This window comes from Adlercreutzia caecimuris B7 (assembly GCF_000403355.2).
GTDB classification, from domain to species: Bacteria; Actinomycetota; Coriobacteriia; order Coriobacteriales; family Eggerthellaceae; genus Adlercreutzia; species Adlercreutzia caecimuris.
On record NZ_KE159646.1, the window covers coordinates 2067574 to 2088204 of the forward strand.

Below are 20631 nucleotides of genomic sequence, written 5' to 3' on the forward strand. Positions count from 1 at the left end.
CTAGCCTTCAAGCTCTGGCAGGCTGCCCCTCTCGCTCTGTTCGCTTCGGCTCGTCAACTACTTCTCCCAAAAGGAGAGCTGCTTGATGGCTCTATCAAAATCGCTTTCAAGCTGCTTCATCTCTCGGTCGCGGTATATCTCGAATTCGCGCTGTGCCTTCTCCAACGCCTGCTCGTGCGATATGCTCCCATTTCCTTCTAATAGCTTTCGCCTTAAGCGCACAATCAGATCATCGAGTGCTTGAATCCAGTCTTCCATCTTCATAGGAACTTGTTCAAGCGCTTGGAATTCTGCGTAGTCGAGAAACTGCGACACCAATAGATTAAGACGCTGTAATTCCGCTTCGCTAAGATAGTTCTTCGCTATCTTCACATCGTCCTCGGTAACATAAGAACCCTTGAAGTTAGTCATGCCCACACAGGGTTTCTCATTGTCCACCCTTCGGTATATCACCTCGGCAGCGGTGTTCTCATGAACGGCATAGTGCAGCTTATTTTGCACGGTCGCAAAAAAATTCCTCGTCGTAAGAGATCGCGGATCGTAATCAATGGAGGTGGCGTAAATGTCTGTCACCTGTTGATAGAAATTGCGCTCGCTCGATCGAATATCACGAATGCGCTGAAGAAGTTCTCGGAAGTACCGCGCTCCACCCTGTTTGAGGCGCTCGTCATCAAGCGCAAATCCTTTCTGGATGTACTCGTGCAACCTCGCGGTCGCCCATCGGCGAAAACGGGTGGCGACGGGAGATTGGACGCGATAGCCTACGGCAATGATCATGTCGAGATTATAGTGCTCGATCTCTCTGCGCACCTCGCGCATGCCTTCAGCTCGAACTCGAAAGAATTTCTTTCGAGTTGCCACGGGAAGTTCTTCATCCCGCAAAATACCTTTGATGTGCTGTCCGATATTTTGACGCGTCGTTTGATAAACTTCAGCCAACTGGTTCTGAGTCAGCCAGACATCTTCATCGCTGAACAGCACTGAAACGTTGGTTTCTCCATCTTCGTCACGATAGAGCAGTAACGTATTCTCCGGCTTCGCCACAATACCCCCCCCAACGCCCACAACTTCGCAGGATATAACAAAAAGGCCTCCGAGCTTTCACTCGGAGGCCTATAAGTTCTTGGTCGCGGGGGGCGGATTTGAACCACCGACCTTCGGGTTATGAGCCCGACGAGCTGACCAGACTGCTCCACCCCGCAATGGGTTGCCTCTCAAAGGCAAGGATATATATTACTCTGATCCCAGCCAATTGCAAGAAAAAAATTCCCTACGCCAATGACAGCACAATTCCTGCACACAAAAGCTTCCGCTTGATCTTTGGAGATGAGCAGAATCAGCTTTGCTGGACAAAAAGGCCTCGAGTGAGCTCGTTTTTGCGATATTTTCTCTTGAAATATCTGTTATTCGTTAATTTCAACCGATGCGGCAGCCCATATTCCTTCTTTTACGCCCGAAAATCAGCCCAAAAACAGCGCGCGCCGCTCACTCGAGGCCTTTTTGTCCCAAAATCTGGAAACTGCTCGCCCGTGCTATGATGCAACAGCTATGGTTTCCCTCATGCGACATACTAACGTGCCCCCGTGGGTCTACAAGGCCGCGCTGCTCCTGTCGGCAGCCATTTGGGGCATGGGCACCGTGGTCATCAAGTCCACCGTCGACGCCTTCCCGCCCTCGTGGCTCGTCGGCGTGCGCTTCCTGGGGGCCGGCCTCATCTTAGGAGCCGTCACCCTGCCGCGCATCCGCCAGGCCTACGCCCGCAACAAGCGCGGGCACCTGCGCGACGGCGCCGTGCTCGGCGCGCTCCTGTTCGCCTCCTACTGGTGCAACTCCACCGGGCTTACCGACACCACAGCCTCCAACAGCTCGTTTCTCACCACGCTCTATGTGGTCATCATCCCGTTCCTCGGCTGGATCATCATCGCGAAGCGGCCCACCCGGTTCAACATCGCCGCCGCCCTGCTCTGCGTTGCAGGCGTTGCCTGCGTGGCCTACGGCGGCGACGGCGCCTTCTCGCTGCGCTTCGGCGACCTCATCACCCTGGCCTCGGCGTTCTTCCTCAGCCTGCACGTGCTGTACACGGCGAAGTACGCCCCGGGCCGCTCCATGACGCTGCTCACGGTCATCCAGTTCGTCACCGCCGGCATCCTCGGCCTCATCGTCGGCGCTGTCACCGAGCCCACGCCGCGCTTCGCCGCCCTCGGCGCCGACACGTGGATCAGCCTTGTCTACATCACGGTATTCGCCAGCTGTGTGGCCCTGGGCCTCCAGAACATGGCCGTGGCCCGGGTCGATCCCGCCCAGGCGTCGCTGTTTCTGGCCACCGAATCGATCTTCGGCGTCACGTTCTCCATCCTGCTGCTCGGCGAAGTGCTCACCCTCTCGTCGTTCGCCGGCTTCGCCCTCATCTTCGCCGGCATCGTTATCAGCGAATACCTGCCCCTGCGAGCCGAGAAGAAAGCTGCGGAACGGGATGAAGGCCTCACCGCTCCAGCCAGCCAGGATTATACCCTCCAAGCAAAAGCGGCAGCCGAAGCCGCCGCCCTCGAACTTGACGAAGCCGACACTGCCCTAAGATAGGGCACGCAAGTCAACGAACAAGGGCCGATCACGGCACAGGCGGTGCGATATTCCGGCCGCTCTCGAAATTACTCTCTATTCACTCTCGAAGTCGCACCCTCTATCGAGAGCATTTTCGAGAGTGAATAGAGAGCGGATCGAGAGTGCTGCAAAAAAGGAGCCAACCTGGGTCGGCTCCTTTGAGAACAGCACTACGGTCGTGAATGCAGAAATGAACTTTTACTCCCGGCCGTCCCAGCAGTAGGTGCAGATCTTCTCCGGGTCGATGCCGATGGCCTCGATCATACCCTGGAGGCTCTGGTAGCTCAAAGAGTCGAAGCCCATGTCCTCGCAGATGGTCTTCAGCAGGCACGCTCCGCGCTCGGTGGTGGCGTCGGCGTACTCGTCCAGATGCGCCACGCCCTCTTCGCCTTCCAACTGGTCCACTACACGGCGGGCGATGAGGTCCATGTCCGATTTGCTCGACGAGAAGCTCAGGTATTTGCAGCTGTACATGATGGGCGGGCAGGCGCTGCGCATGTGCACCTCGGCCGCACCCGAATCGTACAGGAAGTTCACCGTCTCGCGCAGCTGGGTACCGCGCACAATGGAATCGTCCACGAACAGCAGCTTCTTGTCGCGGATGAGCTCGGGCACCGGCACCTGCTTCATGTTGGCAATCTTGTTGCGCAGGTCCTGGTTGGCCGGCATGAAGGAGCGCGGCCAGGTGGGCGTGTACTTGATGAAGGGGCGCCCGAAGGGCATGCCGCTTTCCGTGGAGTACCCGATGGCATGGGGCACGCCGGAGTCGGGCACGCCGGCCACGTAATCAACCTGGGGCTGAGTGCCGCGGGCGGCCTCGTCGCGGGCCATGATGGCGCCGTTGCGATAGCGCATAACTTCCACGTTCATGCCCTCGTAGTTGGAATTGGGGTAGCCGTAGTACACCCACATGAAGGCGCACATCTTCATCTCGTCACGGGCTGGGGCGAGCACCTCCACCGCATCGGGCGTCAGCCGCACGATCTCGGCCGGCCCCAGCTCGTACTCATCGTGGTAGCCCAGCTTGTGGTACGCGAAGCTCTCGAAGGCCACGCAATGGCCGTTCTCGTCGCGCCCCACCAGCACGGGCAGGCGCCCCATGAAGTCACGGGCCGCAATGAGATCGCCCGCATCGGTCATGATGAGCAGCGTGAGCGACCCGTCCACCTTCGACTGGGCGTACTGAATACCGCTGACCAGGTCGTCCTTCTGGTTGATGAGGGCCGCCACCAGCTCGGTGGAGTTCACCGCGCCGGAGCTCAAGGCCATAAACTGGGTCGTACGTCCCGAGAAGTACTCCTCTACCAGCTCCTCGGCATTGTTGATGGCGCCGATGGTGGTGATGGCGAAGGTGCCCAAGTGCGAGCGCACCAGCAGCGGCTGGGGGTCGGCATCGGAGATGCAGCCGATGGCGCTCGTGCCGTGGAAGCGCACGATATCGTCCTCGAACTTCGTGCGGAACGGCGTGTTCTCGATGGAATGAATCTGGCGCTGGAACCCATCGGCGTGATCGCGCACGATCATACCCGCCCGTCGCGTACCCAAATGGGAATGGTAGTCCACACCGAAAAACACATCCAGCACCACGTCGCGCTGGGAAACCGCACCGAAGAAGCCGCCCACGAAATCCTCCATCTCAGAAAGATTGCCTAACACAGCCAGTATAAATGGTGCGACTGCGCGAATGTTGCCCGCCTGTTAAACGGACGAAAGAATCTACGAGGACGATGTCGGGGCAATGCTACTCGACGGAGTACCGACGCTGCCGATGGGCCGCCAGCGCCTGCGGCTCCAAATCGCACCCGATGCCATGCTCGTGGCCCGGTGCGTTCAGCGTGATGATGCCCTGGGGCGCTTCGTAGGCCGGAACCGTGAGGTCGGCATCGAAATAGCGGGCCGTAGCGCCCAAATCGCCGGGAATGACCACGCCGGGCAGCGTCTGGAACGCCGCGTGGGCGAATCGCGAGATACCGGTGTCATACATGCCGCTCATGCACACCTCGCGGCCTTCCGACAGCGCGTGATGCACGAACTCAAGAGAGCGCTGAATGCCGCCGAACTTCCCGATCTTCACCATAGCGCAGCGCAGCTCGGGGTAGGCGAACATGCGCTCGGCCTCCTCGGCATTCAGGAAGGACTCGTCCACGCAGATGGGCATGGCCAGCGTATGCTGAAACGACGCGAGCCGCGCTAACCCATGCTCGTGGCGGCTCACCCCGGCCGATGCCAGGTCAAGCGGCTCCTCGATCCACCCGATGTCGAGCGAGTCGTAAGCGCGCAGCTCGGCCATATGATGCAGGCTGAAGCTTTGGTTCGCATCCAGGGTAATGAGCAGCTCAGGGAAGGCCCGGCGCACAGCGCGCACGGCCGGCAATCCCTTGCCAGGTGCCACCTTCAGCTTAATGCGCCGATAGCCTTGGCGCACGCAATCGCGTACCTCGGCCACGGTTCGGGCCGGTGTTCCCATGCCCACCACCGCGCCGCTGTACACCTGACGCGGTCGAGTACGCCGGGCAGGCAGCGCGGCCTGTCCCACTGCCGGCGGCTCTTCCTCGCAGAAGGCGGCCACGCGGGTGAGCCGATCGAATTCCTCGCCGAGCAGCGCCCACAGCGGCTGCTCAACCACCTTCCCGTATAAATCCCAGCAGGCCATCTCGATGGCGCTCATGGCCATAGGGAAGCGCTCCATGCCCTCAATAGAGACTAGGTCAGCTGCCACTTCCCGCGGGTGCAGGTAGGTGCCGGCGATAACCCGGGGCGCCAGCACCTCGCGCATCACCTGGATATCGTCGCCGAGGGTCTCGGGAAGGTACCAGTCGGTATCGAAGGCCGTGCACTCGCCGAGCCCCACACGGCCCTTCTTGTCCACTACCTCCACGATAACCGACTCGCGGTAGGTCAGCGTCTCCTTCGGCGTCTTGAAGGGCTTCGAGAACGGCAGCCGCACCCGGTGCAGCACCACTTTCTTCACATCGATGTGCTGGCGAAAGAGCCCCTCGCAGGCCGTGCGATCGATCTTGCCGATGCCCGTGCGCGGCATATCGTCCACAATGCAGATCTGCTCGGGAATATAGAGCCGCGACAGGCGCCGGGCCAGCGCGTCCTTGATGATGCCCGCCGAAAGCGGGGGTGCGCCGGGTGCCAGTTCCACAACCGCAGCCGGGCGACGGCCCCAGCGCACGTCGGGCACGCCGAACACGTAGGCATCGGCCACGCCCGGAATGCGCACAAGCGCGTCCACGATCTCGGCCGGGTACACGTTCTCGCCGCCCGACACGAACATGTCGGCCGTGCGCTCGCGAATGTAGAGGCACCCCTCGTGGAGGGCCGCCGTGTCGCCGGTGAGGAAGAACCCGTCCACCGTGAAGGCCGCCCGCGCGTTCACATAGCCCCCGAACACACCCGGCCCTCGCAGGGCCAAACGCCCGAACCCTTCCGCGTCGGGCTCTACAATGCGCGCCGAGTAACCGGGCAACAGCCGCAAACCGCCCGTGAACTGCGACGTGATGAGCGTATTGGCCACCTGACTGGACGTCTCGGTCATGCCATAGCTGGCAAACACGCGCGCCTTCGCGGCCAAGGCCTGGGCCACCGTATTCGCGTTCAGAGGGCCGCCTCCGAGCAGGATGCACTGGTAGGCCCCCAAAGCAGCGCCGCCGTGGCGCACCATATCCTGCAGCATCTTATCCACCACGGAAATGTGAGTCGCATGCAGCTCGGCGGCGTCGCGCAGCACCTGGGCCGCGTCGAAGCCCTCGTAGATGCGCAGCGGCCAGCGGCTGCACACGCTGCGCACGAGTACCTGGAAACCACCCACGTGGAAGAACGGAAGCACTGCCTGCCACAGGCCCCGGCTCAAGCTGCGGGGCGAGAGCACGCGGTTGGAAGCCTGAGCCGCTTCCACCAGGTTGGTCCAGGTCAGCTCAGCGCCCTTGGGCTTTCCCGTTGTTCCGGAGGTGAACATGATGAGCGCCCGATGATCGGGATCGAAGGTGTGGGCCGCCCGTTCCGCGAAATGGATGGCATCTTCCACCACCCCGCCAAGGGAATCATCCACGCGCCCCATCCGCGCATCGCCGCGCAGAAGCGAGTTGCACACCTGCTCGAACAGGCGCGGTTCGCTGTCGGCATCAACCCGGTGGGCAATGCGCACGCCGCAACGCTCCAGCTCCAGCAGCCGCGTCAGCTTCTCGGCGTCGGTGAGCCGATGGTTCAGCGCCACCAGCCCGAATCCGCCATAGGCCGCCGCCAGCGCCAGAATAACGTACAGCGGGCAGTTCGGCAGATCGACCGCCACCATGTCACCTGGGAAAACGCCCTTGTCGCGCAGCCGGCGCGCCAGCTGAGCCGCCAAGAGCCGCGTCTGGCGATAGGTAAACGACATCTCCTCCCCCGCGCGATTCACGTAGGAGAAGAACACCGACTCGGGGCGCGCCTGCGCGGTACTTTCGAAAATGTCGATCATCGGGCCGAGGAGATCCTACGGAAACTTCGGGAACTGGGTGAAGTCGGGAGCGCGCTTCTCCTTGAAGGCGTCGCGGCCCTCCTTGGCCTCATCGGTGGTGTAGTACAGAAGCGTGGCGTCGCCGGCCAGCTGCTGAATGCCCGCAAGCCCGTCGGTGGCGGCGTTGAACGAGGCCTTCATGAAGCGCAGGGCGGTCGGCGAGAACTGCATCATCTCGGCAGCCCAATCCATACACTCCCGCTCCAGGTCGTCGAAGGGCACTACCTTGTTCACCAGGCCCATCTCCAGCGCCTCGGCGGCCGTGTACTGGCGGCAGAGGTACCAGATCTCGCGGGCCTTCTTCTGACCCACGATGGCGGCCAGATACCCCGCGCCGTAGCCAGCGTCGAAGGAGCCCACCTTAGGGCCGGTCTGGCCGAACTTCGCCGTATCGGCGGCAATGGTGAGGTCGCACAGGATGGAGAGCACGTGCCCCCCGCCGATGGCGTAGCCATTCACCATGGCGATGACGGGCTTGGGCACCACGCGGATGAGCCGCTGCAAATCGAGCACGTTCAAGCGCGGGATGGAGTCCTCGCCCACATAGCCGCCGTTGCCGCGGATCTTCTGGTCGCCGCCGGAGCAGAACGCCTCGTCCTCGTGGGCACCGCCGTGGTTCACGCCGGTGAGCAGGATAACCCCCACGCTCGCATCGTCGCGCGCCTCGGAGAAGGCGTCGTACATCTCCATAACCGTCAGCGGCGTAAAGGCATTGCGCCGCTCGGGCCGGTTGATGGAGATTTTCGCCACGCCGTCGCACAGCTCGTAGCGAATCTCGCGATACTCCTTGCCGACCTTCCAATCGTAGGTGCTCAAATTCTCATCCTTCCCGCAAGCGCCCGAAAAGAGGCGCATTTATCTAACCAGTCATAATACCGCAGAAACCTGTTACGAGCGGGAGAAGCAACTGCGCTTTAGAGAAAGCGTCCCCATGAAAACCCCGACGGCAACGCCCCGACGAGCGGCCCTTCCCTCAACCAAGCGACCCACATCAAAGAGAATCCCGCTGATCCCGAGAACGAAGAGGGCGCTCAAAGGGGCGCCCTCTTCTCATTGGCTTAAGCGCTCGTCTCGATGGCCACCCCGGGCGAAGTCGGCGGCGCGAAGGGAATATCTTGTCGCCTACAGGCCCTCGGACTCGAAGCGCTTCTTCAGGGCCTCCTGGTGGATGGCGTGCTGCAGGGCCACGTCCTTGGACACCGTACCCTCCTTCACGAGGCGGTGCAGGCTCTGGTCCATGGTGCGCATGCCGGCGCGGGACGAGCTGGCGATAACCGAGTCGATCTGGTGCGTCTTCTCCTCGCGGATGAGGTTGCGGATGGCCGGCGTGGCCGTCATGATCTCGAACACGGGCACAATGCCGCCGGTCACCGTCGGCACGAGCTGCTGGCTCACAACCGCCTGCAGCACGAGGGACAGCTGCATGCGGATCTGGCGCTGCTGGTTGGCCGGGAACGCATCGATGATGCGGTCGATGGTGCTGGCCGCGCCGGTGGTATGCAGCGTGGAGAACAGAAGCTGCGCCATTTCGGCGGCAGTCATGGCCGTGCCGATGGTCTCCTGGTCGCGCATCTCGCCGAGCAGGATCACATCGGGGCTCTCGCGCATGGCGCTTCGCAGCGCCTCGGCGTAGGTGGCCACATCGGAGGGAATCTCACGCTGGGTGACGATGCATCCCTCGTGGCGATGCACGTACTCGATGGGGTCTTCCATGGTGATAATGTGCCCCGTACGGTTCTTGTTCAGCTTGTCGATAATGCAGGCGAGCGTGGTAGACTTGCCGGCGCCGGCCGGGCCCGTCACCAGCACGAGGCCCTTCTGGAAGTCGGCGCAAGCCATCACGTCTTCGGGGATGTGGTAGTCGGCGGGGTTGGGCAGCGTGAAGGGAATGACGCGAATAACAGCGCCCAGGCTGCCGCGCTGGCGGAACACGTTCACGCGGAAACGGCCCATGCCGGCCACGGCGAAGGAGAAGTCGTCGTCGTGGTTGTGGCCGTCCAGGAAGATGGCCACATCGCGACCAGATAAACGGTAGATAGCCTCCACGAGCTCCTTGGTGTTCGCAGGCATGAGCGGTGCCATGTCCAGGCGCACCTGGCGGCCGTCGGCAGTGTAGGTGAGCGGCAGACCGGCCACGATGAACACGTCGGAAGCCTTCTGGTTGATCATTTCCTGCAGCAGTGTCTTCAGTTCCATAGGTTCGCTTTCTCCTCGCTCTACCCGAGCCACAGGTTCTCGCCTGTGCCGTCGTCGGTCCATTGGGTCGTCATCTTCCATTGCTCGATGCGATAGGTGTCGTTGTCGTTGATGCGCAGGGCCACCGCCAAGGAACGGCCGCTTTCCAGCGAGAACGTGGCGGTGATGAGGCTCCCGTCGAAGGAGCCCGTCACGGTAACTGGGTCTCCGGCCGGGCACTCGATCACCATGAGGCTGCCGCCCTCATCGGCGGTCGCGCCCGAAACGCCCTCGTCCTCGATGGTCTCGCCGGCAGCCGGGGCAGCCTCGCTCGCATCGGCAGCCGCTTCCGCATCGGCGGCGGCCTCGGTCACGCCATAGGTGCTCAGCACCTCGTCCAGCGCGGATGACCCGCCCTCGGCCAGGGCCGCATCCACCGCTGCCACGAACTCCTGCCCCGCCGTTTCCAGCGCATAGGTCTCGGTGGTCGTTTGCGCTTGGCGCTCGGTAATGGACAGCTCGGCCCGGGCCGTGGTAAGCGAGAGCACCGCCAGCACCGCCAGACACAAGATAATGATCAGAGTGAACAGGCTGATGGGGCCGATGCGCACCGATCCATGGGGCTTAGCCACGGGACACCACCCCCTCACCGCCGGGCACATAGGCCGCCGTCTCCAAGGTGTACACCGGCGCCTCATCCCACCGCTGGAAGCACAGGCCGCCCGGCCCCTCCACCATGACGCCCTCTTCCATCATCTGGGCAGGATCGGACAGCACGCGCTCCTGCCATACTTCCAGCGTCAGGTAGTGCATCGCGCCGGCACCTGTCTCCTCTTCGATGAAATCGCAGCTGATCCTGAGAACGCTCTCACCATTGGGAACGGCATCGAGCGAAGCCGAGAACCAGCGGTCGGACTCAGGGTCGGAGGCATAGGCCTGCTCGAACGCCACGGGATCGGCGGAGTACTCCTCGGCCGCATTCGAGGCCAGCACGATGGCGTCCAGAAGGTCGGCACTCTGCCGCCCCGCCCGATCGGCGTCGGCGTTCAGCTCCATGAGCACGGCGAGCGAGCCGGTCAGAAACACCAGCAAGAGCAGGGCTTCCACGATGAATGCCGCACCGGGCCATACGCGCCGCTCCGCACGGCGACGGCCCACGTACTGGTGGTAGCGCTCCATGCGCCCATCGGCGGCCGATGTGCCCTGAGCATGGGCGGCCACCGAGTAATCGCTCATGGTGCGGCGCTTCCTGCTTCCCTCGGCCATTACTGCTCACCTCCCGCGCTGCGCAGGGCCACGGATGCCTCGCCGGCATCGGTGACAATGGTCAGAAGGCCGTCTCTATAGGAGAAATCGAACACCGAGGAGCGCACGATGGGCGTGGCCTTTCCCGGCTCGTAGGGCGCGTCGGCCAGCGTGTACTCTTCCATAATGACGCCGTCGTAGCGATACAGACGCGTCTCATACACGCCGGAAGGAAGCGTCTCCCGCAGCACGAGAGCGGGGCCGTCCAGCTTGTTGCCCTCCACCTCGCGCACCTCGGCTGCAAGGGACATCGCACCGCCAGCCCCGGCTACGGCCTCCTCAATCTCGATGGCCTCGTCGGTCACCCAGGCCCGGACCACCGCCCCGACCTGGTCGTTGGCGCGCACATCGTTGGCCAGAAGCGTCAGCGCGAGGCGCTGGTAGTCGGCCACTTCCCCTTCCTGGTGCAGGGCGCGGTACACCCCCGTGCCGACGAGGATGGCAATAAGCAGCGCGATGACGAACAACGCGAAGAGGATGCCCGTGAACACACGCCCGAAATCGCGCTCGGCGCGGCGCCGTGGGTTGCCGCCGTAGGCCTTGGCTCCCCCCTCGGAGACAGCCGCCAGCGCCACGGTCTTTTCCTGCGCGCTCATCGGGGCACCACCACCACGCTGGGCGGCACATTCGACGCGAAGGCCTCGTAGGTCACCGCGTAGTCGCTGTGGTTCACGATAAGCCCGTAATGCTCTTCCAGATATTTCAGCGATGCCGGGTAGGCCCCCTCAACAGCCGCGCACTGCATGGCAGCCTCCATCACCGCGTTGCGCACCGACAGTGCGCTCTGGGCCTCGGCCTGCACGTTCGCCGAATCCCAGGCGAACCACAGCGCGCCGGCCAGCACGCAGGCCACCAGCGCCAGCGCCACACGCCAGCGCCGGCGTCGCTTCATCTGGGCCGTCTTCCCGTGAATCATAATGCTAGCCAATCGATCCCATGATGCCGATGAGGGGCATCATGACCGAGATGAGCGTGGCGCCTACCGCCACGGTGAGGAAGGCCGCCAGAGCTGGCTCGATATTGTCGATAGCGCCATCGATCTGCAGAATAGCGTCGTCGAAGAAGTTGGCCGACAACCGATCGAGGGCCGCATCGAGAGAACCGGAGCGCGTGCCGATGGTGAGCATGCGCGCGTGAATCTGCTCGAACACCTCGGCCTCGCTGATAGCCTGAGCGAGAGAGCGCGGCTCGGAGGAGTCGATCATGAGCGCGTAGGCGCGCGTGGCCTTGGCCCGCAAGCCCGCGTGCTCCACCACCTCCAGCGCCTCCTTCATAGCCGTGTCGGTATTCACGCCCGAAGCCGTGTAGGCGGCCAGGGCCGAGGCAAAGCGCGAGACAGCCAGCTGCTCCATAGCGCCGCGCGTACCCGGGAACTTCTCGAACAGGCGCATTACCGCCATGCGGCCGGTCTCCGAGCGGCAGGCGATAACACCGCCGAGGGCCACCACCGTGCAGATGAGCGTGACGCCCAGAGCCACCCACCCGATGCCGACCGACAGCCCTACAGCCCCGAAGGAGCCCTCAGTGAGCGAGCCGGCGATGGAGGCGTACACGTCGTCGAACACCGGCAGGATAACCATGACCGTGAAGGCCAGGATGAGCGACATCACGCACAGAAGCGCTGCCGGATAGCCCACCGACGAGCGGATCTTCGCGAACAGACGGTCCTCCTCGTCGTAGTAGACGCCGAGAGACCGTAGCACCTCTTCGGTGCGACCGGCCGTTTCGCCCACACGCACCATATCCACCGCATAGCGGGGGAACGCACCGACCGCCTGCATGGCATCAGCCAGCGTAGAGCCGCCGTTAAGGTGCCCATACACCGCAGCGCAGGTGGCCTGCAGACCCGCATCGCCCATATCCTCCGAGAGCATGCCCACTGCCTCGTCGGTTTGAATGCCCGCCGCCAGCATCATGGCGACGCTCTCGCAGAAAAGGCTGATGCCCGCGCTGTCGAGTTTCGGTTTGGCCATGTCCTCTCGCCTCTCCCTAGTACGTGTATCGATCGGTGTAACTGGTTCCGTCGCCGATGGTGCCGGCCGCTCCGCTTGCGGCGAAGGTCAGGTCCACCCGCGTCCAGCTGTTCGGTTTTATGCTAATTTCCACGCTCACCCATTCCCCATCAATATATACCATGTTCCACGCGTGGTATACATCATCGGGGGAAACATAACCCGTCACGACCTTGCATGGTATGCCGAGCGAACGCAGCATGGCCGCGCCGAGCGAGGCGTAGTCGAAGCAGATGCCCGTGCCGGAGGCCAGGGTGGCATCGGGGTCGGGCACGTAGCCGGTAGTCGAGGCGAGCTCGGCGGCCTTGTCGTGATCGTAGGCGATATTGTCTACCACCCACTCGTAAATGTTTCGCACCACGTCGCCCTGGTTGGCCGCACCCTGGGCCAACTCGCGGGCCTTGGCCACCACCGCCGACGACTCGTCGTAATCCGTGAACATATTAGGCACCAAAAACGGCGCCATCTCGCTGGAGAGCTTCACGTTCTCCGTCACACTGAACAGCTCGACGTAGTTGCTGCCGGAGGTGTTCTGCATGACGCGGAAGCTGTAGGGGCCATCCCCCATGTTCACCGGCACCACGATGGGCGTGTTGTCGCCGGGCAGATCGTAGTTGTAGCTCATCTCGCCCTTGCTGACCTGGAACTTCAGGCGGCTGTCGCTCTGGGCCGCCGCACCCACGTAGCCCTCGGCCACCGCCGAGGTATCGATAGCGCAGCCGTTGCCCGTCTGGGCGGCATCGCTGTGGAAAGCCGAAAGAGTCACCGAGTCGGGCACGGTGAACGCCGGACCCGAGGTGGAGCCGCCGTCGTCACCGCCGGCCCCCTCGCCACCGGGTGCGCCGCCTCCGCCCGATCCCCCGGAGGCGCCGGCCGCACCCCCGCAGCTGGCAAGCAAAAGCATGCTGAGAAGCGCGCTTACGAGCACGATCCACCGTCGGGATGGGCGGCCTCGCCGCCGGCACTGCCGCATCACGCGCATCTCACCTCCTTCAGCCAAATGACCCTGCAGCCCGTCGCGCAATGCGCAAACGGCTTACAGCCACTCCTTCAGCGTCTTCACCAACAGCTCGATCTCCATGGGCTTGGACATATGGGCGTTCATGCCCACCGCGCGAGCCCGGGCCACATCGTCGGCGAAGGCATCGGCGGTGAGCGCCACCACCGGAATAGTGCCCAGGTCGGGACGCGGATCGATGGCTTCGCCGTCGGGGCCCTTCCCTTCGGCGGCGGCGCGGATGGCGGCGGCCGCCTCATATCCGTTCATCACCGGCATCTGAATGTCCATGAACACCAGCTCGTAGTAGCCCGGCTCCGCGTTCAGCAGCATGTCCACAGCCACGCGCCCGTTCTCGGCATGATCGACCTCGAGCCCGGTCATACCCATGATATCGAGCGCAATGGCCGCAGCGATGGAGTTGTCTTCGGTGAGCAAGATGCGATGGCCGCTGAAATCGCTTTGCTGAAGCACCTCGTACTCGCTGGCCGGCTCGGGCTCATCGCTGGCGATAAGCCCCTTCATCACGTGCACGAGACGGCTACGGAACAGCGGCTTGGCAATGAAGGCGTCGACGCCCACCGAGCGCGCCTCCTGCTCCACGGCGGTCCAGTCGTAGGCCGACAGAATGATGATGGGCATGTCCTCGGACACGATCTCGCGAATCTCACGGGCCGCCTCGATGCCGCTTTTGCCGGGCATCTTCCAGTCCAGGATGATAGCCACGTAGCTGCGGCCGTTCTTCTCGGAATCGCGCACGGCGGCCACGGCGTCGTCGCCCGACATCACGTAGTCAGGCTCCATGCCGATGGAACGCAGCACCTCGCAGGCGCTCTCGCAGGCCGCTTCCTCGTCGTCGGCCACCAGCACGCGCAAGCCCTCCAGCGGCGTCAGATCGTGCTCGTCGCCCTCGCGCAGCTTCATGTACACCGTTACCGTGAAGGTGGTGCCCTCGCCGAGCTTGCTCTTCACGTCGATGGTGCCGTTCATGAGGTTTACCACCGAGCGCACGATGGACATGCCAAGGCCGGTGCCCTCCACTTTCGTCACGCGCGAGTCGTTGGCGCGGGTGAACGGCTCGAACACCGTCTTCACGAAGTCCTCGGACATGCCGCAGCCCGTATCGGAGAAGGTGAACTCGTAGCAGCCCGAGCCCTTCACACGGCTCTGCAGTTCCTTGATGCGCAGGCTCACGGTACCGCCCTCGGGCGTGAACTTCACCGAGTTGCCCATGATGTTCACGAACACCTGCTGCAGGCGCATGGGGTCGCCCACCACGTGCTCGTGCTTGATGTCGGCAATTTCCACCTTGAGGTTCAGCTTCTTGTCGTTGATCTGCGGCGTCATGATGGACAGCAGGCTCTCCACCGTCTCGGGCAGATCGAAGTCCTCCTCCGACAGGCCCAAGTTGCCGCTCTCGATCTTCGCCATATCGAGCACCTCGTTGATGAGGCCGAGCAGATGCCGGCTCGACGTGGTGATCTTCGTGAGGCAGTCCTTCACCCGCTCCGGGTCGTTCACGTACATAGAGGCGATGGCCGTCAGCCCCATGATGGAGTTCATGGGCGTGCGGATGTCGTGACTCATGGAGTTCAAGAAGTCGGTTTTGGCACGACTGGCCCGCTCGGCTTCGTTGAAAGCGTCCTGCAGCGCGTTGTGCTGGGCAATCTCGCGCTCCTTCACGTCGGTCACATCCTGAACCGACAGAAGCACGCTCGTCACCACCCCGGCGGAATCGCGCTGCAGCGGGATCATGGAGGCCTGGTTCCACTTCACCTCGCCGGTTTCCTGATCGTGCAGGCGGTACTCCAGATGCAGGTAGGGCATCTCGGGCGTCAAGTGCTCGCGAATGTACTCGGGCGTCAGCTCCACCTTCATGCGGTCGCGCTCGCCGTCGTCGCAGAAGCGCGTTTCCCAGTAGTAGCGGAACATATGATACTCGCCGTTACGGGGCAGATCGTCCTTGATGCCCTCGTCCTTCAAGTACTCGTAGGTGTTCTTCTCCAGATCGATCACGGCGAAGCGCTGGAAGAGCGCCAGCGACGAGTTCACAATGCTCGTCACGTGCTCGCTCTCGCTGATGAGCTTCGAGCGCTGACGCATAGTCTGCACGAGCAGAAAGCCCGCCAGCAGGGCCAACGCCCCGCCCACCAGGGCTACCAGTACGAGACCGGCCAGATTGGCGCGGGCCTGCATGGCATCGGTAATGGAGGCGGGGAACGTGCGCATGAGCATCCAGTCGTAGTTGGCCACCTGCATCACATAGGCCGTGCCAGAGCCGGAGTCGCCCTGGTAGATGAAGGTGACCGAGGTGCCGTTGCGGAAGGCCTCCTCCAGCTCAGTGCGCGAAATGTTGCCCGAGCCGTCCTCTTCCAGGTACAGGTCGACGGCGTTGTGCACGTTGTTGCTGTAGGTGGTAGAGGAATGGGCCACCACCGCGCCGTCGCGCTCAACAAGGTAGGTGTTGGTCTGCTCGTCGAAGATATAGGTGCGCAGGAACTCCTCCATGGAGCCCTCGCGGTAGGCGCCGCTGATAACGCCGACCACCTCGCCCTGGAAGTACAGGGGCGTGTAGAAGATCACGGACAGATCGTCGTAGAACAGCGAGTGGTCGGTGGCGCACACTCCCGAGGCGCCCTCCATGCCCTGCAGATAGTACTCGCGGTCGGAGGCGTCCCCCTCCTTGCCTGTGTTGTCGAAGGTGCGACCGCCGGACAGGGAGATGGTCGTGTAGTCGAACTTCGTGTACTCGGCCAGCTGCTTGATGCTGTCGACATCGATATCCTCCACGCTCCCAAGCGTGCTCTCGTACATGGAGGCCAGCAGCTTCACCTCGGTCTGGGAGTCGGTCATCCACTCGTTGATGCGGCGGGCCGACTGCTCGGTGGAGCCTTGGAGATACTTGGCGTTCTGCTCGGAGATACGCTCGTTGTTCATGGTGATGAACAGGAAGAACGCGATGATCACCAAGGCCAGGGCGACCAGGGATATGAGAATGCGTCCGCGTCTCGTTTTGTTATCTGTTTCCATCATGCGTTCGTTCCTTTGTCGAAGTCATCGTGCGGGTGCGGGACATCGGGTCGGCGGTCTCGGGCGCCGTCGCGCAGCCGCGCTCGCTCGTCTCTCGCGCAGCTCCTAGATGATGGCGATGGAGTCGACCACCAGGGTGTAGGCGTCGCGCACCGCGGGCAGAAGCTCGGGCACCGCCGCCAGATTCGCCGGCGTGCCGGCATCGTCCAGACGCAGAGCGTCGGACAGGGCGCAGGCAGCCTCGAACAGCGGGGTGAAGCCCAAATCGCGGCTTACGCCCTTCAAGGTGTGGGCGCCACGGTAGGCTTCGGAGAAGTCGCCCGCCTCAAGGGCATTCTCCAGCGTCTGCATCGAAGTGTCCTGCAGGAATATCTTCGCGAACTTCTCGATGCGCTCGTCGGTCATCAGGCGGCCACGTACCGTTTCCAGATCGCCCCCCATGGCGGCGTAGGCAATTTCCAGTGACATAATCTCGCTCCTTTATCGGTCGGCGGGGGACGCATCCCCCTCTTCATCGGCGTCGATGCCCGAAAGGGCCGTGTGCTCGCATTCCAGCAGAGAGCCGCGCTCCTCGTCGGTCAGATCGCCGTAGAACACAAACCCGCTTCGACCGCCGCGCTTCTTGTGGTACAGCGCCACATCGGCCCGGCGGAACAGCTCGTCGTAATCGCGCACGCCGTCGTCGGTCGTGGCCACGCCCATAGAGACCGACAGCGGGAAACCCTCGAACTCGCCCTCAAGCGAGCCGTGGATACGCTCGATGAGGGGGCGCGGGTCTACGGGGCAATCCATGCATACGAGGAACTCATCGCCGCCCACGCGGGCCACCACGTCTTGGCCACGCACGCTTTCCTGCAGCTGCGAGGCGAAGTGCTGGAGCACCCTGTCTCCGAACTGATGGCCCCGGGTGTCGTTGGCCTGCTTGAAGAAGTCCAGGTCGCACAGCAGAAGTACATGTCGATCGGTATCCCGGTCGCACTCATCTCCTTCGCCTAAACGCTCGGTAATGACCTTGCGGGCGAACGCGCCGTTCACCACCTCGGTCAGCGGGTCGTGGTAAGCCTTGAACTGCAAGTCGCGCAGCTCGGCCTGACGATCGTCGATGTCGATGAACTTGCCGATAGAGCCCAGGTAGACCGGCTCGGCATCCTCCGACCACAGGGCGCGCACAAGCGCGTGCAGCCAACGCGTCTCGCCCTCAACGGTCACCTCCACCTCCATGTCGATGACCGGGTTCTCCGGAGTGGTGGCGCGCAGAAGCCGATTGAGCTTCTCCAGATTCTCCCGACCAAACACAGCGCAGAATCCCTCGTCATGGTAGGGATCCATCACGATCTCGGGTAACCCGAGCTTGCGATCCCCCCAGTCGGAAAGCACGATCATAGGCGGCTCTTCGGTGAACTCGAACTGCACCTCATTGCTCATGGAGGCGAAGAAGTGGTACTTCATGCGCTCGTAATCCAGCAGCTCCAAGGTACGGCTGGAAGCGGTGGCCGAGCCCTCGTCCACATCGGTTCCGCGCGGGCGCAGGGCGTCAACGGAGATCTCGCGCCCCGTGACCCCGCGGTTCAGGCGGCTCTCCAAGTCGCCGGCCACGGCAGTGAGGCACTCCAGAATGAGCGGGTTGAAGGAGCCGCACTCCCCCTCGCGGATCATGCGCAGGGCCTCTTCATGGCTGAAGGGGGGCTTGTACACGCGCGGGCTCGTAAGGGCATCGTACACGTCGGCCAAAGCCACCACCTGGGCGGATATGGGAATCTCCTCGCCGGCCAGACCGTCGGGGTAGCCCCTCCCATCCCAGCGCTCGTGGTGCCAGCGGCAGATGTCGCGAGCCACGCGTACCAGCTTCTCGTCCTTGTACAGTTCCAAGTCGTCCAACATGTCGCTACCCACCGCCGAGTGGGTTTTCATGATGGCGAATTCCTCGTCGGTAAAGCGGCCCGGCTTGTTCAGGATTTCCTCGGGAATGGCAATCTTGCCGATGTCGTGCAGGCTGGACGCCATGGTGATGAGCGATATGTCCTCGGCCGTCAGCGGGTACTGGTCGGTCATGGACACCAGCTGGGTGAGGATCATCTCGGTCATGGCCTGCACGTTCAGCACGTGCATGCCGCTCTCGCCGTTGCGGAACTCCACGATGTGGGACAGGATGTACACCATGAGGTTGTTCGACTTCTCACGCTCGTAGATCTGATCGGCCACCATGCCCATGAGGGTGCGCTGCTTCTGATACAGCATGAGGGTGTTCATAACGCGGCGGCGCACGATGTTCACATCGTAGGGGCGGTTGATGAAGTCGGTCACGCCCAACTCGTAGGCGCGCTCGATATAGGCGGCGTCGGACTCGGCGGACACCATGATGACCGGGATGTCCTTGATCCAGCCGTTCCGGTTCATCACTTCCAGCACGTCGAAGCCGTTCATCTGCGGCATGACGTAGTCCAGCAGCACGAGCGAGATGCCCGTGCCTTCCTTCTGAAGCGCGGCCACGGCCTGCTTGCCGTCCTCGGCTTCCACAATGCGATAGGCGTCGCCGATCATATCAGCCAGAAGCGCCCGATTCAGCATGGAGTCGTCCACGATGAGAATCGTCTGCTTCTCGTTCAAGCTCGTAATGATGGCTTTCTCCTTCCATCCCGGGCTCGCCGGCGGCTCCGTCCCCACGAACCCGCCGGCCTTTCCTTCTCAGGCGCCCCCGCGCCTGTCGTTCCTTCTCGTATGGGAGAGCTGAAGCCCTCCCTTCATCCTGCGACCCCCGACAGCCCTAGTAGCGGCTGTCGAAGATGCGCTTGGTCTTCTTCTCGGACCGGGGCAGCTCGCCCATGGCCACACCCTTGGCCTCGGGCGTGCAGCCGAGCTTCGCCTTGAAGATGAGCGCGAGCTCCTCCTCGCAGCGGGCGAGCGCCTCGCCTTCAAGCGGCGTCTCGAACAGCACGGTGAGCACGTCGTGGCCGTTCACAGCCTCGATCATCACCTGGTATTCGGAGCTGGTGCCGTCGGTGGCCTTGATGACCTCCTCCACCTGGGCCGGGAACATGTTGCAGCCCTTCACCTTGAACATGTCGTCGGTGCGGCCGGTGAGCGTATCGATGCGCGGATGGCGGCTGCCGCAGGGGCAGGTACCGGGGATGATACGCGTGAGGTCGTGGGTGCGGTAGCGGATAAGCGGGGCGCCCTGCTTGCGCAGCGTAGTGAGCACCAGCTCGCCTACCTCGCCGTCGGGCAGGTTCTCGCCGGTTTCCGGATCCACGATCTCGATGTAGACGAAGTCGTCCCAGATGTGCATGCCGGCGTGGGCATCGCAGGAGATGCCGATGCCGGGGCCGTACACCTCGGTGAGGCCGTAGATGTCGTAGATCTCGATGCCCAGCTCGTTTTGGATGCGGTTGCGCATCTTCTCGCCCCAGCGCTCCGACCCGATGACCCCCTTCTTCAGGTGAATCTTGTCGCGCAGGCCGCGCTTGGAGATTTCCTCGGCCAAAAGCAGGGCGTAGGAGCTGGTGGCGGTAATGACCGTGGATTTCAGATCCTGCATCATCTGGAGCTGCTTGTCGGTGTTGCCCGGACCCATAGGGATGGCCATGGCGCCCAAGCGCTCGGCGCCCAGTTGGAAGCCGATGCCGGCGGTCCACAGGCCGTAGCCCGGGGTGATCTGGATGCGGTCGAGGGGCGTGATGCCGGCCATCTCGTAGCAGCGGGCGAACTGGGTGGCCCAGTCGACGACGTCCTGCTGGGTGTAGGGGATGATGACGGGCGTGCCCGTGGTGCCAGAGGAGGAGTGGATGCGCACCACTTCCTCGTCGGGCACGGCCTGCAGGCCGAGCGGGTACACACCTCGCAGGTCGTCCTTCTCGGAGAAGGGCAGGCGTTCGAAGTCGGCCTGGGTGCGCACGGCGGCCACGTCGATACCTTCGAACTTCTTCGCGTAGAACGGCGAGCGTTCCTTGATGGTGGCCAGCTCGCTGGTGATAAGGTCGAGCTGTTCGGTCGTCATTTCCATAGGTGCG

General features: G+C 62.9%; 16 protein-coding genes and 1 tRNA gene. 1 reads left to right on the forward strand and 16 read right to left on the reverse strand.

Annotated features, from left to right (window positions below; genetic code table 11):
* Positions 1-57: 57 nt before the first annotated feature.
* On the reverse strand, positions 58-1044 hold the full coding sequence (locus C811_RS0103830) for a virulence RhuM family protein (RefSeq protein ID WP_031325327.1): 987 nt from the start codon (positions 1042-1044) through the stop codon (positions 58-60).
* Positions 1045-1124: 80 nt separating this feature from the next.
* Positions 1125-1202, reverse strand: a tRNA-Met gene (locus C811_RS12415).
* 358 nt (positions 1203-1560) lie between these two features.
* Between C811_RS12415 and C811_RS12420 the strand changes: the two genes are divergently transcribed.
* A complete protein-coding gene (locus C811_RS12420) occupies positions 1561-2580 on the forward strand; it encodes a DMT family transporter (protein WP_244874326.1) in 1020 nt (339 codons plus the stop codon).
* Between the two features lie 219 nt (positions 2581-2799).
* On the opposite strand, the gene C811_RS12425 is transcribed toward C811_RS12420, so the two are convergent.
* The 14 genes from C811_RS12425 to C811_RS12475 all read right to left on the reverse strand — a co-directional run bounded on the left by C811_RS12425 (position 2800) and on the right by C811_RS12475 (position 20624).
* Complete coding sequence (locus tag C811_RS12425; RefSeq protein WP_016310000.1) at positions 2800-4224, reverse strand: amidophosphoribosyltransferase; 1425 nt, start codon at positions 4222-4224, stop codon at positions 2800-2802.
* Positions 4225-4342: 118 nt separating this feature from the next.
* Entirely contained in the window at positions 4343-7066 is a 2724-nt protein-coding gene (locus tag C811_RS12430; RefSeq protein ID WP_016310001.1) for an AMP-binding protein, read from the reverse strand.
* Between the two features lie 15 nt (positions 7067-7081).
* A complete protein-coding gene (gene menB, locus C811_RS12435) occupies positions 7082-7921 on the reverse strand; it encodes a 1,4-dihydroxy-2-naphthoyl-CoA synthase (protein ID WP_016310002.1) in 840 nt (279 codons plus the stop codon).
* Between the two features lie 306 nt (positions 7922-8227).
* The gene (locus C811_RS12440) at positions 8228-9301 is read right to left on the reverse strand and encodes a type IV pilus twitching motility protein PilT (protein ID WP_016310003.1); all 1074 of its coding nucleotides are present in this window, start codon (positions 9299-9301) and stop codon (positions 8228-8230) included.
* 20 nt (positions 9302-9321) lie between these two features.
* Positions 9322-9912, reverse strand: a complete 591-nt coding sequence (locus C811_RS15970) for a hypothetical protein (protein WP_016310004.1) — start codon at positions 9910-9912, stop codon at positions 9322-9324.
* The gene (locus C811_RS15975) at positions 9905-10546 is read right to left on the reverse strand and encodes a hypothetical protein (RefSeq protein WP_016310005.1); all 642 of its coding nucleotides are present in this window, start codon (positions 10544-10546) and stop codon (positions 9905-9907) included. The genes C811_RS15970 and C811_RS15975 overlap by 8 nt, the downstream gene beginning before the upstream one ends.
* On the reverse strand, positions 10546-11181 hold the full coding sequence (locus tag C811_RS12450; protein WP_016310006.1) for a DUF4860 domain-containing protein: 636 nt from the start codon (positions 11179-11181) through the stop codon (positions 10546-10548). The genes C811_RS15975 and C811_RS12450 overlap by 1 nt, the downstream gene beginning before the upstream one ends.
* The gene (locus tag C811_RS12455) at positions 11178-11513 is read right to left on the reverse strand and encodes a hypothetical protein (RefSeq protein ID WP_237563797.1); all 336 of its coding nucleotides are present in this window, start codon (positions 11511-11513) and stop codon (positions 11178-11180) included. The genes C811_RS12450 and C811_RS12455 overlap by 4 nt, the downstream gene beginning before the upstream one ends.
* Entirely contained in the window at positions 11506-12558 is a 1053-nt protein-coding gene (locus C811_RS12460; protein WP_016310008.1) for a type II secretion system F family protein, read from the reverse strand. The genes C811_RS12455 and C811_RS12460 overlap by 8 nt, the downstream gene beginning before the upstream one ends.
* Positions 12559-12574: 16 nt before the next feature.
* A complete protein-coding gene (locus C811_RS12465) occupies positions 12575-13579 on the reverse strand; it encodes a transglutaminase-like domain-containing protein (protein WP_016310009.1) in 1005 nt (334 codons plus the stop codon).
* Positions 13580-13633: 54 nt separating this feature from the next.
* Positions 13634-16627 carry a hybrid sensor histidine kinase/response regulator gene (locus C811_RS0103840; protein WP_016310010.1) on the reverse strand — a complete coding sequence of 998 codons (2994 nt, stop codon included), beginning with the start codon at positions 16625-16627 and terminating at the stop codon, positions 13634-13636.
* Positions 16628-16729: 102 nt separating this feature from the next.
* Entirely contained in the window at positions 16730-17092 is a 363-nt protein-coding gene (locus C811_RS0103845; protein WP_016310011.1) for an Hpt domain-containing protein, read from the reverse strand.
* 12 nt (positions 17093-17104) lie between these two features.
* Positions 17105-19288, reverse strand: coding sequence for a bifunctional diguanylate cyclase/phosphohydrolase (locus C811_RS12470; RefSeq protein WP_016310012.1), 2184 nt, complete (start codon positions 19286-19288; stop codon positions 17105-17107).
* Between the two features lie 100 nt (positions 19289-19388).
* Positions 19389-20624, reverse strand: coding sequence for a phenylacetate--CoA ligase family protein (locus C811_RS12475; protein WP_016310013.1), 1236 nt, complete (start codon positions 20622-20624; stop codon positions 19389-19391).
* Positions 20625-20631: the final 7 nt, after the last annotated feature.